Source organism: Metabacillus crassostreae (assembly GCF_016908395.1).
In the GTDB taxonomy this organism is placed as follows: domain Bacteria; phylum Bacillota; class Bacilli; order Bacillales; family Bacillaceae; genus Metabacillus; species Metabacillus crassostreae.
The window spans coordinates 81,202-93,750 of sequence record NZ_JAFBDU010000005.1; the positions used below are offsets into that span (position 1 = coordinate 81,202).

The window sequence follows — 12,549 nt, forward strand, 5'->3', positions numbered from 1 at the left end:
ATGCGGGCTGTGAAAGTATTTGAAGCAAAAACATTAATCGAGTCAATGGAAGACCGCTCACAAAATTATGATGATTTAAGAGAAAAGCTTCAACACCTAAAAAAGAAATTTACTGATATTGTTCAACTAGATGATGCTCTTCAAGGTAAAGGTGCAACAGCAATCAAAGGCTTCTATCAAGGTCAGATCGACGTTGTAGAAGCCTGGCTTCGCCTTATCGACCGAAATATCGCCTTTTTCAATGGCATATCAGGTATGACTGAAGATGTTGATTTAAGTGGTAACACTACTGTATACCTTCCCTTTCTTGAAGACGAACTATCCCATCACGAAACCAGCTATAGCGCGATGGTCACAAGTCAGCAAGAAGAGCTCCAAACAATATCCAATCGAATTGATGACCTTGTTCCTCTAAACGTATTTTCAATGGATCGCTTCAATGATCAACTAGCCCAGGCACAAAAGAAAAGGCGTTCTACAATACAAGCAGTAGAATCACTTGATGCAGACTTAAAAACAGAATATATGCTTTCAGAGAACGATGAATATTATGCAGTTACTCTCTTTCAGCAATTAATAGAAGCAACCAGACAAGGTGGCAATACAATTTCGCCAATCCATTTTAACGCTGAGGCTTATAAGTCGAGTGATGTTTATAAGCTGAAGGAGCAGGCAGAGAAGCAGGCGATTGATTATATAGCCTATAAAAATAAACAGGAAGAAGCAAGGGATCTCCAAGTTGAAAAAAGCCAAAATAAAACTGTTAATGATATAACTGAAAAGAATAAATTGAAAACAGATGATAATTATTATATTGCTGGGCAGACAGAACAAGTAAATGACCATTTTAAAGTCTCTGGTGGTGCTGGGTATTATAAAAATGATTGGATGGGACTTGATAAATTTAAAAGTGGAAGTAATCAACTTGGTGGTAAAAGTGAAACTAGTCTTATTCATGGTGGTATAGATTTTGATACGGATATAATTGATGGAAAGGGTGGTATAGATATACTAAATGGTACTGCAAGTGCACAGATTGGTGGGGAATCTATATTTGGATTGAAGTTGTTCCTTCCGCTTGTGAAGGCAGAAGGAATAGCCTATCAACTGCAGGGAAGAACACAAATAGATAGAAAAACTCCATATGTAGGAGAGATTTTTGGTGGAACAGGTATAGAAGGTAAAGGTACAATGGGGAATGCAAAAGCATATGCAGGTTTTGATAAAAGCTCTGTAGGTTTCGCTGCTAAAGCTGCGGTTGTTGAGGGAGAAGTAAATCCTATAATTGGCATCCCATTTACGGAAACAGAAGTAAAATTAACCTTTGGTATGTCAGGTGGAAGTATTGGTGGAGAAGCGAAGGTTGGTAAAGAAACTATCCTCGATCTACGGTTTATAATTGGAATAAAAGTAGGAATAAGTTTTGAATGATGTATATTGTAAACTTACTTTTGAAATTGAATTATCAGGGAGGGTAACAAATGAAAAGTGAAATTAACTCATTAGAATTAGAAATAGGAACCGATTTATTACCAATTGGGACTGTAGTCTCTGTCGAGGTTGTTAAACAGGCTGTTATGATATATGGTAGGAAACAGCAACAGGAGGATAATGATATTATCTGGGATTATGTAGGATGTCCATATCCTCAAGGGCATCTTTCGCATGAGACCAATGTTTTTTTTAATCAAAACCAAATTATTAAAGTAGAGTATAGAGGGCTAGAGACAAAAGGGGAACTTTTCTTACGTGATAAATTAAATCAGCTAGACCGATAGTTTTAGTATATATGGAGGGGTTAATTAACTTGAACAAGATTACTAACTGGTTGTTGGAACCATATAAGATAGGAACAAATGAGATAAGGGATTTGAGAAAATTACAAAGGGAAACAACTGATAAAGGAAAAAAGAATAGATTACATGGTCTAATTTCATTTAATGTGATTATATTCATCATACATACTTTTTTACTTGCTATGATCGCGACATATATCGTTCTTACTTTTGTTAATGTATTTTCCTTTTTAGGAATAGCATTTATTATTCCAATTATCATGTTTCTAAAATGGTTCTATAGGAACAGATATATGAAATTCAGGAAGGTCTATATCAATAAGGACCCCAACTCGATAAAACATTTTTAGTTGTAAAAGAATTCATTTACTCCTAATTTACAAAAGTAAGCTTTTCAATTATTTGATCTTCGAGAGGAACCCCCTTACTCAGCAATAATAAAATTGTCTCTGAAGGGATAGGTATACGTGAAAAAATTTAGTTTAATCATCACATTTATTTTGATGCTTGTCGGTTGTAGTAGTGGTATTTCTTCAGAGAAGCAAACGGATTCGAAACAAGCAAGTCCTGCAAGTACATCTACAGATAATGAGTTATCATATGAAGAAAAACAAAAAGAAATAGTTGATTTTATAAATGAAGATATGAACGAAATTGCTAGCTATGAAACGAAGGCAAATAAGGCATTAGCAAGTGTTTCTGCTGAAAACTTTAAGAACGATGAGGAGTTATACAAAGTTTTAACAAGTGAGGTTATTCCAGAGTACGAAAAGGCTCTTGAGAAAGCGAAATCACTTGAAGTAAGTGTCGAAGAACTAACGCCAATAAAAGATAAAATGAAGAAGGCATTAATTATCTATTACGATGCACTACAACTTGAGAAGGAAGCTTTAGAGAAAACAGATAAGGCATTGATCGAGCAGTCAAATGCAAAAGGTAGTGAATATATAGAAGCGATCACAGAATATCATGAAGAGATGGAGAAGCTAGCGGAAGAATATGGTGTTGATTATCAGAAAAGCACAACAAATTAATGTTGTTCAAACCAGCCTATAATAGACTGGTTTTTTATTTTATCTAACTTACAGTCTAGATTCTTAATTTAGTAATGGTAGATTTCTGAACGAGAAATAAAAAAAACCCTCTGAGGTTATGAAGCTTATTAATTTGGACAATTTTTCTTATAAATAAGGAGAGCATAATATGAGGAACGGAAAAAGAGCTGTCTATAAAGGTAAAGAGTATGAATATATTACAACTGACGATATCGTTTACAAATTGTTTGTACGTAAAGGATTTGTTGCTCCTAATGATTTTGAAATAAATGAGAAGGGGAACTTTCAAAAGTTAGTCAATAGAGGAGAACTAGACGAAGTCTACTATATTCGGCAATTTGCCAAGTATAAAGGACATACTCTTCCAATATGGGAAAGTGGTGATGAAAAGTTATTATTAGGTGAAGGTAGCTATACTATTGCCAAAGAATTAGAGTTTGCTCCATCGGACTTACCATGGGAGCGAGGATTATATAAGAAATGGGTACCAAGAATAGATATAGAAGAAATTGTAGAAGAAAGAATCCCACTATAGAAGACACGACTAAAGTCAAATTATTGTATAAACTTTATCGATTCTTCTTTAATCATACATACTTGCTTAAAAGTATGAGATTTTTAATACCATCTCATAAAGAGCTGTAAGACTATTATTACTGAAATGATAGCTATATCTTAGTGGTATTTTTCACACTGCAATATCCAAAACCAACTCACCCAAGAAACGACGATTTACAATATAAGCAATAGACTCAATACATTTAATTAATATGAAAGGAACAAGGAAATGGATATCAATCAATTACAATACATATGTACAGATTTAGGAATAAATATTGTTATTAATAATGGGGAAATAAAAGAGAATAAAGGATATTATGAAAATTATCATCAATTAGAAAGAGAAGGAGAAAATTGGTGCTATTCTGTAATGAATTATGAAAAGAGAACAGGATCGAGGAAAGAAGAGATTATAAAATTTTATGCTGAAAAAGAAGCTGTAAAATACTTTTTTATAAAAGTTTTATATCAGAATTATTCCTCGGAAATTTATCCGCCCTATAATCCAATAAAAAAATTCAACAGATTAGATGAATTATTAAAACACTTTCAAAATATCGGTATTTCAGATGAGTTTTACAGTTTTAGTGTTATTGAAACTCAAAAGATATATGGAGAAATAGAAGACGATAAGATTGTAGTTAGCTATATTGATGAAAAAAAACAAAAGAAATTCACAACATTACCATTAGATAGTAAAGATGGGATATTTGAAATTTATAGGTTAACTTATTCTCTTTGGTTATTAAAGACTTTAGAGGAGAAATATCTTGAAAAAGGTATTCTATTAGAAGAATTTAATGATGAAGATATAGTACGATTTATAAAGTGAAAATGATAATAAAGTTTTCATGCTTAAACTATATCAGTTTCTAATTATATCAACACTAACCCATATAGATGATGGTGTTAAAGGAAAGAGGTGATCTTAAATGAATATTATTCAAGTAGCAAAGCTATTAAATCGTGTGGGAAAGTTAGTGGAGACTAAAGATGGATATCTTAAAGAGAAAGAATTCTATTCTGAAAATTACTATCAGCTAAGTGAAGTAGATGGTGTTTGGGAGTTTGGATTAGTTATGATAGAAAGGACAAACAACCCAAAAATGAGGAAACTAAAAGAATTTAGCACAGAAACTGAAGGTGCAAAATACTTCTTTTTAGATAGACTATCGTCTTTCTTTTTTTCAGAGAAAGTTCGTCCGTTTATGATGGCGCATGATGAATTAGACATAGGAGGATCAAATTTTGATATAGATATGTTGTTTAAAACAATGTCTTTATTAAGCATTCCTTCTTCCTTGTTAATAAAAGCTAAGCAAAAAGTCAAACAAAGATCTATTCAGTTAGAAAGAGTAGATGAAACCAATTACATTGTTTCTTTTATTGGAGAAAAAGGAGAGATTATCCATTCAACGATCCCAATAAATGACCATAGAGCATTATTTATAGCATTTAAAAAGGTTTACATGCTCCACCTTTATGAACAAGAAGTAACTAAGCTGTTGGAAGATGAAGAGATCATAAATGACTTCTCTGAAAATGATATAAATTTATTTTTACAATGATTCTATAAAGCTATGCAGAGGTGGTTAAATATGAACTATAATCAATTTACCAAGGAGCTAGGAAATGAGTTTTTGATAATAAAAAAAGATGAAATTGTTCAATCTATTATAGATGTGTATCCAAAGAATATTGATGGAAGTGCTAACCTTGATGTGGGTTTTAAGTTAGTGGAGCAGAAATCTACCCAATCTCGATTGCTAAGAGAAGTTCAAAGAGAGCGAGAATACGAGATAAGCAAGTTTAGTAGCCAGGAAATAGGGGTTTTAGCACTTTATACTGTGGTAAGAGGTAAATTTGATAATTTAAAGATTGATTAAGATGTACAAAAGAAGTTAAGGGACAAAGCTGATACGTTACTTATAGGAGATGAGATTCTAAAAGATAGTATTGATAGTAAATATTTTTCTTTAGATCTAGAAAAAGAAGGAGCACTTAACATAGAAGAAGAATCAAAGAAATATACTATATATTATTTATCTTTTATGAAAGAAAAGGTAAGTATATCAAAGGACAGACCTTTGTCTAGTGCTCTTGTTGTACTTTATAATTATAGTTTATTACTTGAAAAATTTGAAAAACTCATAATTCCTTTGATAAAACAATCTTCATTACCTTTGGCCGAAAGTGAAATATTAAAAAGGATATTTATTGGAAAGTGATTCAGTTAAATGCTGAGCAGAGAAAAGTAATATCCCCTAAAGTTTTTCATATGATGGACCTAGCTAAGAGCTAAGCCCCCTTACTCAATCCTCAAACGTCCCTTTCACAATTGCCATTCCATTTTCAACCATATGCTGCCCTTTTGCCCAAACTGATTGAACATTTAGGTTATGATCTAATAAAACGAGATCAGCATCTTTGTCTACTTTTACTTCCCCTTTTTGATGAAGCTTTAAAACATTAGCGGGATTGCTTGTGATTACTTTTAGAGCTGCTGCAAGGTCAACGTTTTCTTCTTTAACTGCATCTCTTACCTCTTTGAACAACGTATTTACCTTCCCAATTTTAAGACCTATCATCTCACCGTCTTTATCAAAATCAGGGAGGCTAGCTTGTCCGTCTGATGTAAACGTAATTTGTTCAATCGGAACACCAGCTTCTAGCATTCTTCTTAGTCCTACACTACACTTTACCTCCCCTTCTTCGAGGAATTTAGGAATAGAACTTGTAGTAAAATCAACCCATCCACCCTTTTTAGCGTATTCGATGCCTGCTTCAAAAAGATGCGGATTTCGATTAATATGAGTTGGGTAAAATTGTCGGATAGGAAGATCTGTTGATGACACAACATGTAATAGTAAATCAAGGTGATCATGACTGTCTCCAACATGAATGTTCACAATGCCCGCTTTGCCTGAAAGCATTCCACCAATTCTTGCTGCAGATGCAATTTTAGCCATTTCTTCAATGGTTGGCTGTGAAGAACGATGATCGCTAATGGCAATTTCTCCAACACCAATGATTTTATCAATTAGAATAAGATCATCTTCAATCTTCCCTGTTAGTGTTTTAACTGGTACCTGATATGAACCTGTATGGACATAACATGAGATTCCTTCCTCTTCAAGACCCCTGGCTTTGGCTATCAAGCTACTCATTGTTCGAGTTGTGCCATCTGTGCCAATTACACCAACTAATGTTGTAATTCCGGCTGTGGTAGCATCAGACAGTTGAAGTTCGGGCGTACGAGTTTTATAGCTTCCCTCACCCCCACCACCCATAATATGGACATGAGAATCAATGAATCCGGGCACAACCTTATGCCCACCTGCATCTATCACTTTTATATCAACAAAGCCCTCAGGTACATCTATAGTATCTTCTACAAAGCCAATTTTATCGTGAACAAGAAGTATATCCTTTTTTCCTACATAATCAGGTGAATAAACCTCGCCATTTTTTATTAGTGTTAACATCCCAAATGTCCTCCCCTTCTACAAAAGATGGGGTCAGACCCCAAATTAAAGATACTTGATCAATTACTTAAAGGCAAATTGATTCAATGTATGCTTTGCCCATAAGGAATTTTTACTATGACTGGTTTATGCCCATTAATGGGCAATGTGAATGCACAGTTGTTAGGAAATAAGAGCTAACTCTAAAATTTTAGGTGAAATTTACTAAATAGCAGTTAAAGTTATTAGGTTAAAAGTATGGTTTTTAATTACATTAAAGTAATTTAATGTAATATATTTTATAATTATTGTGCTCAGAAATTTTATAAAAGGCTTATATAAATATCAAACATAAAGTTTCAACTTGCTTTATAAAGAAAGGAGAAATTCACATGAAAAGATTTACTTTGATTTTTGTCCTAATATCCTTAGTTGTAGGAATAATGGTGGGTTGTGGAGCTGATAAAGCTTCTGATAATAAGGTTAACTCTAACTCAGAACAAGAAAAAGAAAATGTTGAAAAAGAAGAAGAAACTGATGAAGAAAGTAGTAGCAATGATATAGAACAAGAGGTATCAACAACTTTAGAAGAAATAATTGAAGAGAAATCAGGTAAATATGCTGGCAATGCTTATAATGAAGCAATAGTACATAGAGATTTAGATGATAATAGCTTTCAGGATAAAGATAGCTTCCAAGTTTACAATTATTTATTAAGTCTTATGAGTGAATCAGAAACATATAAAGGCTTTTATGAGGATTTACAGAATTTCAATGATTCTATTGAAACATCAATTTCAAGCACTCCAGAGGGAATGAAGCTTGAAGATGGCCAAACGGTAAATGGAACTTCTAACATTGCGATTTTACTAGATGCTAGTGGAAGCATGGCTCAGAAAATTGGCGGGAAAACAAAAATGGAGCTTGCTAAGCAAGCAGTAAATGAGTTTGTTGCATCAATGCCTGAGGGATCAAATATTTCCCTAAGAGTATACGGACATAAAGGAAGTAATAGTGATAAAGATAAAAAGGCTTCATGCTCAAGCACAGAATTAGTTTATGAATTAAATTCATATGATGAATCAACATTTAAGGAATCATTAAATAGCTTTAAACCAACAGGCTGGACACCGATTGCCAATGCGATCAATGAGACGAAAAAAGATTTTGAACAGGTTAATAATGAAGCTCAAAATATCATTTATGTTGTGAGTGATGGAGTGGAGACCTGTGATGGAGACCCTGTAAAAGCTGCCAAAGAACTTCATGACTCAAATATAAAGGCTGTTGTTAATATCATTGGCTTTGATGTTGATCAGGATGGTCAGAAGCAATTGCTGCAGGTTGCAGAAGCTGGTGGTGGAAAATTTGAAACAGTAGACTCAGCAGATGATTTCAAGAAGGTTTGGGAGCGTGAGCGAGTACGTCTTTATAATGAATGGAGCTCTTGGTCAGCAGAAAACTATAATGACATAGCTACTGAGCAATCAAAAAAGATCAATAAATTATATAGTTCAAAATCAGACTTTTCTAATTTAACTTATGATGAGAAGAAACATCTTAATGAAGCAGTATACTACCTAAAAAATAAAGAACAAATTAGTTCTGAAGTGAGAGAAGAATTACTAAGTCTAATTAACCAAAGACATAATATTCTAGATGATTACCAAGAAGAATATAAGGCTTCAATTGAAGAAATTGAAACAGAAGGTAAAAGGCTGAAGGAAGAGATTCAAGATAAAGGAAAAGAAATGAAAGATAAATATAGCAATTAAATAATGGGAAAAAATGAGGCTGCGACATAAGTATTTTAGCTAATGATAAACCCTAATTATTAGGTGATATTTCAATTAATCTTTCACCTAATAGTTCGGGTCTTTATTTGCCTTTAAAAGATTTTAGTTTTTGTATTAATATCTTTAAGAACTTAGTGGAATGGAGCGGAAGACACTCGACTCCTACGGGAATTGAGGAAAAGCTGAGACCCCGCAGGCGTAGCGAGGAGGCTTAGCTTCCTCCCCGTGGAAAGCGAGTGTCTGCAGCGCAATGGAACGAACTTTTTTTTCAGCCTAACTGAATTTAGATTTATTCGTCTTTTTGGATGATTTCTTTAATTATATCCCAGCCTCTTTTTTACTACTGAACATAGTAGCGATATTGAACAAGTACTTACAGGCTACTCAAAACATGTGATAAATTATCCTCTTTTTTCAAACAGCTTAACAATTTCAATAATTGTTTCCACTGACTTCTCCATATTTTCAATTGAAATAAATTCAAATTTACCATGGAAGTTTTCGCCACCTGTAAACACATTTGGTGTTGGTAAACCCATATAAGAAAGCTGAGAGCCATCTGTTCCGCCACGAATTGGTTCAACGATTGGCTTTATACCGAGGTTTTCCATTGCTTGATGGGCAACATCAACAATATATTTTACTGGCTCGATTTTATCCTTCATATTGAAGTACTGATCATTCAGTTCAAATAAAATAGCTTCTTTTCCATAAAAAGATTGGAATTCAGCGACAAGCTCAGAAATTGTGTTTTTACGAGATTGGAATTTTTGTTTATCATGATCTCTTATTATGTAATGTACCTTTGTTTCTTCCACAGATCCTTCTATTGATATCAAATGGTAAAACCCTTCATAGCCCTCTGTGAATTCAGGTGCTTCCATTGCAGGTAATTTACTTTGGAAGGCCATAGCCATTTTAGCGGAACTCACCATTTTTCCTTTTGCTGTTCCAGGATGTACATTGTTTCCTTTAAAAGTAATTTTCGCAGCTGCAGCATTGAAGCTTTCATATTGAAGCTCACCTAATGGACCGCCATCAATTGTATAAGCAAAATCTGCACCAAAAGCATCAACATCAAATTTATGTGGACCTCTACCAATTTCTTCATCAGGTGTAAAAGCTACTCTTATTTTGCCATGCTTAATTTCTGGATGCTGGATTAAATATGCCATAGCCGTCATGATTTCTGTAATACCTGCTTTATTATCTGCGCCTAATAAAGTGGTACCATCTGTTGTCATTAGTGTGTGGTCAACATAATTTTCAAGGTTTGGAAATTGTTTTGGTGAAAGAATAATGTTTAATTCTTTATTTAAGACAATGTCCTTACCATCATAGTTTTCAACGAGCTGTGGGTTTACATTTTTACCAGTGAAATCTGTAGCGGTATCAACATGTGCTAAAAATCCAATTGTAGACACTTGCTTTTCTGTATTAGCAGGAAGTGTTGCCATTACATAGCCGTTTTCATCAATTGTTACATCGTCCATGCCGATTTGGTTTAATTCTTCTACAAGCATGTTTGCTAATGTTAATTGTCCCTCTGTAGACGGACAATTTTCGTTATTCTCATTAGATTGTGTATCAACCTTTACATAATTTGTTAATCGATCAATTAATTCTCTTTTCATTTTGTAACCCCTTCCTTATTGTAGGATAATTTTATATTATCATGGTCTGTGTGTTATCGCATTTTAAAATGAATCGACAGTAGAACTTTATTTTAATTTGATTAGTAATCCCCCCCCTTTGCACAATTTTTTAAAAAGCAGTGGTTATGATTTACTCATTAAATATGGTAAAACATTAGTAGCAGCATTAAATACGGTATAAAGAAAGGAATACATAAATGAACTTTAAAGATAGAGTTGAACCCATTCTCACAACAGATGATCCTTTTTTACAAGAATTTATTTCATATCTATTACATGATTATCCTGGCACAGAAAGTTCATGGCTAAAAAAGTTATTATTTAAGGCAAAGGAAAATCCAGAAAGTGCTTCTACGATCTTATTACTTTTAAATGTTGATTCTGCTGATGAAGAGGTTGCACGTATGTTAGCTGAGGGAGTGATAAACTCAGATCCAAGCATTGCTCCACTATATTTACAGTTAGTAAACAAATTGTCACCAGATCTAGTATTAACACAAAAACAGCTGATTGAATCATATATCTCTACAGAGGCATGGGATTTTTACGAATTATTAAAGAATGGAACAGAAGATGATGTGTGGCCCGCATTCTTTGAGACATTATCGAAACTAGAGTCTAACTATAATGAACACGAAGAATTTCAGAAGGCCAAAAATATCGCTTATACACTTGTCCAAAGAAACTGGATTACGGTAGATACTGTGGTTCGGATATTTCAGGAGAATCTAGTGGAAGAGTCATTTTTCTACAGTGGAATTCTTGCTATCTATTTAATGAGATTGATGAAGTTAGAGCAGTATATGGAAGATTTAGCAAAACTGCTTGAACGAGAGGATGAAGACCTTCTATTAGATGAGGTTTGTGAAACATTAATTTCCTTTCAATCTCCTGCTGTTATCGATGCAATCAAACCATATCTATCAGAACAAGAAACAAATATATATGCTCTTTCCATTGCGGAAAATATTAAAATAGAAGAAAGTGTAGACGCGTTACGCAATGCCTACTATAAAGTGGAACGAGATGATAGTAAAGAAATGATCATCGAAGCTCTCGCAAACCAGCTTCATTCAGATGCAGAAAAAGAAATAAATGATTATGTAAGTAGAAGACAGCACGGTTTTATCATTGATCTTGATTTAACCTCATATGGCTATTATAAAGTTGTAGGAATCGCTCATCCATTAATGTCAAAATGGGTAGAAACTCTACATAATAGAGCTTGAAGAAAGAGGCTGGGGCAAAATGAAAGAAATCATTTATTTTGCCCCAGCCTCTTTATGATTAATTCATGCAACATATTTTTGTTTCCCTTTACGATATCGTAATAATTCCTCAAATCCACCTGATCCAAGAACAACACCGAATATAATAAAGATAAATCCTAAAACCTGAGGAAGTGAGATCACTTCACCTAAGAATAACGTTGCCCCTACTAACGCAAAGAAAGGATTTAGGTTTATGAATATAGCAGATTCTGATGGACCTACCTTCCCTATTGCATAATTGTAGATCATATGGCCAACTGATGTAGCTAAAAAGGCAGATGCAAAGAATAGCAACCAAATACTGATTGATCCATTCCTCATACTCTGTAATCCGTTCGGCTCCACAATTAGACTAATAGCAAATAAAATGACTGATCCAAAAAGCAGCATGTACCCTGTCATTAATCGAGGATCCAATGTCCCTGAAATCTTCTTAATCATAATAAAGCTGATTGCTTGCAAGAAGATCGATAAAAATACGTGGAAATCACCCAATGAAATGGCTTGAAGTCCTTTGCCACTTTGAAAAATAATGAAGAAAATCCCGATAAAGCCAAATAAAATACCAGCAAACCGCAGAACGGTAACTTTATATTTTAATAAAAATATAGCTAAAATTGTTGTCAAAATTGGTCCCATACCTAAAATAAGTCCACCATTAGAAGCAGAGGTTTCCTTTAATCCAACTGATAGGAAATAATGGTGTCCAACTACATTAAAAAGTGAACATAAGATAATATAATAAAACTGATTTTTTGTTGGCTTCTTTAATAAACCTAAATAAAATAGAATAAAGAAGACCCCTACAGCAGCAGTAAAGATACGAAATGCTGTCATGGTAACTGGCATAAAGCTAGTAACAAGAAGCTTTGTTGCAATAACATTAAGTCCCCAGATGATCATTACAAAAAACAATGTAATATAAATTTGTAGTTTACTATTTCTACTCAT

General features: G+C 33.6%; 12 protein-coding genes. 9 read left to right on the forward strand and 3 right to left on the reverse strand.

What is annotated here, in order from left to right; translation table 11 throughout:
• The 7 genes from JOC75_RS15560 (at position 1) to JOC75_RS15590 (ending at position 5,298) form a co-directional block, all read left to right on the forward strand.
• The gene (locus tag JOC75_RS15560) at positions 1–1,431 is read left to right on the forward strand and encodes an LXG domain-containing protein (protein WP_204954934.1); all 1,431 of its coding nucleotides are present in this window, start codon (positions 1–3) and stop codon (positions 1,429–1,431) included.
• 50 nt (positions 1,432–1,481) lie between these two features.
• Positions 1,482–1,778 carry a DUF4176 domain-containing protein gene (locus JOC75_RS15565; protein ID WP_204954935.1) on the forward strand — a complete coding sequence of 99 codons (297 nt, stop codon included), beginning with the start codon at positions 1,482–1,484 and terminating at the stop codon, positions 1,776–1,778.
• Positions 1,779–2,263: 485 nt separating this feature from the next.
• Positions 2,264–2,830: a hypothetical protein gene (locus JOC75_RS15570; protein WP_204954936.1), complete on the forward strand. Its 567-nt coding sequence runs from the start codon at positions 2,264–2,266 to the stop codon at positions 2,828–2,830.
• Between the two features lie 169 nt (positions 2,831–2,999).
• Positions 3,000–3,386, forward strand: a complete 387-nt coding sequence (locus JOC75_RS15575; RefSeq protein WP_204954937.1) for a hypothetical protein — start codon at positions 3,000–3,002, stop codon at positions 3,384–3,386.
• A 252-nt stretch (positions 3,387–3,638) separates the two neighbouring features.
• The gene (locus JOC75_RS15580) at positions 3,639–4,244 is read left to right on the forward strand and encodes a hypothetical protein (RefSeq protein ID WP_204954938.1); all 606 of its coding nucleotides are present in this window, start codon (positions 3,639–3,641) and stop codon (positions 4,242–4,244) included.
• A 100-nt stretch (positions 4,245–4,344) separates the two neighbouring features.
• Complete coding sequence (locus JOC75_RS15585; RefSeq protein WP_204954939.1) at positions 4,345–4,980, forward strand: hypothetical protein; 636 nt, start codon at positions 4,345–4,347, stop codon at positions 4,978–4,980.
• Positions 4,981–5,010: 30 nt separating this feature from the next.
• Positions 5,011–5,298, forward strand: coding sequence for a hypothetical protein (locus JOC75_RS15590; protein WP_204954940.1), 288 nt, complete (start codon positions 5,011–5,013; stop codon positions 5,296–5,298).
• Positions 5,299–5,724: 426 nt separating this feature from the next.
• Here the strand turns inward: JOC75_RS15590 and iadA are convergent, their stop codons facing one another.
• Entirely contained in the window at positions 5,725–6,897 is a 1,173-nt protein-coding gene (gene iadA / locus JOC75_RS15595; protein WP_204954941.1) for a beta-aspartyl-peptidase, read from the reverse strand.
• 371 nt (positions 6,898–7,268) lie between these two features.
• Between iadA and JOC75_RS15600 the strand changes: the two genes are divergently transcribed.
• Positions 7,269–8,651 carry a VWA domain-containing protein gene (locus JOC75_RS15600; protein WP_204954942.1) on the forward strand — a complete coding sequence of 461 codons (1,383 nt, stop codon included), beginning with the start codon at positions 7,269–7,271 and terminating at the stop codon, positions 8,649–8,651.
• A 422-nt stretch (positions 8,652–9,073) separates the two neighbouring features.
• Here the strand turns inward: JOC75_RS15600 and pepT are convergent, their stop codons facing one another.
• Entirely contained in the window at positions 9,074–10,306 is a 1,233-nt protein-coding gene (gene pepT, locus JOC75_RS15605) for a peptidase T (RefSeq protein ID WP_204954943.1), read from the reverse strand.
• Between the two features lie 218 nt (positions 10,307–10,524).
• On the opposite strand from pepT, the gene JOC75_RS15610 reads away from it, so the two are divergent.
• On the forward strand, positions 10,525–11,556 hold the full coding sequence (locus JOC75_RS15610) for a hypothetical protein (RefSeq protein ID WP_204954944.1): 1,032 nt from the start codon (positions 10,525–10,527) through the stop codon (positions 11,554–11,556).
• A 63-nt stretch (positions 11,557–11,619) separates the two neighbouring features.
• On the opposite strand, the gene JOC75_RS15615 is transcribed toward JOC75_RS15610, so the two are convergent.
• Complete coding sequence (locus JOC75_RS15615) at positions 11,620–12,549, reverse strand: DMT family transporter (protein WP_204954945.1); 930 nt, start codon at positions 12,547–12,549, stop codon at positions 11,620–11,622.

Excerpts from the sequence above, each read along its gene's own strand:
- JOC75_RS15560 (WP_204954934.1), top strand. The coding sequence starts at position 1 with ATGCGGGCTGTGAAAGTATTTGAAGCAAAAACATTAATCGAGTCAATG.
- JOC75_RS15565 (WP_204954935.1), top strand. The coding sequence starts at position 1,482 with ATGAAAAGTGAAATTAACTCATTAGAATTAGAAATAGGAACCGATTTA.
- JOC75_RS15575 (WP_204954937.1), top strand. The coding sequence starts at position 3,000 with ATGAGGAACGGAAAAAGAGCTGTCTATAAAGGTAAAGAGTATGAATAT.
- JOC75_RS15580 (WP_204954938.1), top strand. The coding sequence starts at position 3,639 with ATGGATATCAATCAATTACAATACATATGTACAGATTTAGGAATAAAT.
- JOC75_RS15585 (WP_204954939.1), top strand. The coding sequence starts at position 4,345 with ATGAATATTATTCAAGTAGCAAAGCTATTAAATCGTGTGGGAAAGTTA.
- JOC75_RS15590 (WP_204954940.1), top strand. The coding sequence starts at position 5,011 with ATGAACTATAATCAATTTACCAAGGAGCTAGGAAATGAGTTTTTGATA.
- iadA (WP_204954941.1), bottom strand. The coding sequence starts at position 6,897 with ATGTTAACACTAATAAAAAATGGCGAGGTTTATTCACCTGATTATGTA.
- JOC75_RS15600 (WP_204954942.1), top strand. The coding sequence starts at position 7,269 with ATGAAAAGATTTACTTTGATTTTTGTCCTAATATCCTTAGTTGTAGGA.
- pepT (WP_204954943.1), bottom strand. The coding sequence starts at position 10,306 with ATGAAAAGAGAATTAATTGATCGATTAACAAATTATGTAAAGGTTGAT.
- JOC75_RS15610 (WP_204954944.1), top strand. The coding sequence starts at position 10,525 with ATGAACTTTAAAGATAGAGTTGAACCCATTCTCACAACAGATGATCCT.
- JOC75_RS15615 (WP_204954945.1), bottom strand. The coding sequence starts at position 12,549 with ATGAGTAGAAATAGTAAACTACAAATTTATATTACATTGTTTTTTGTA.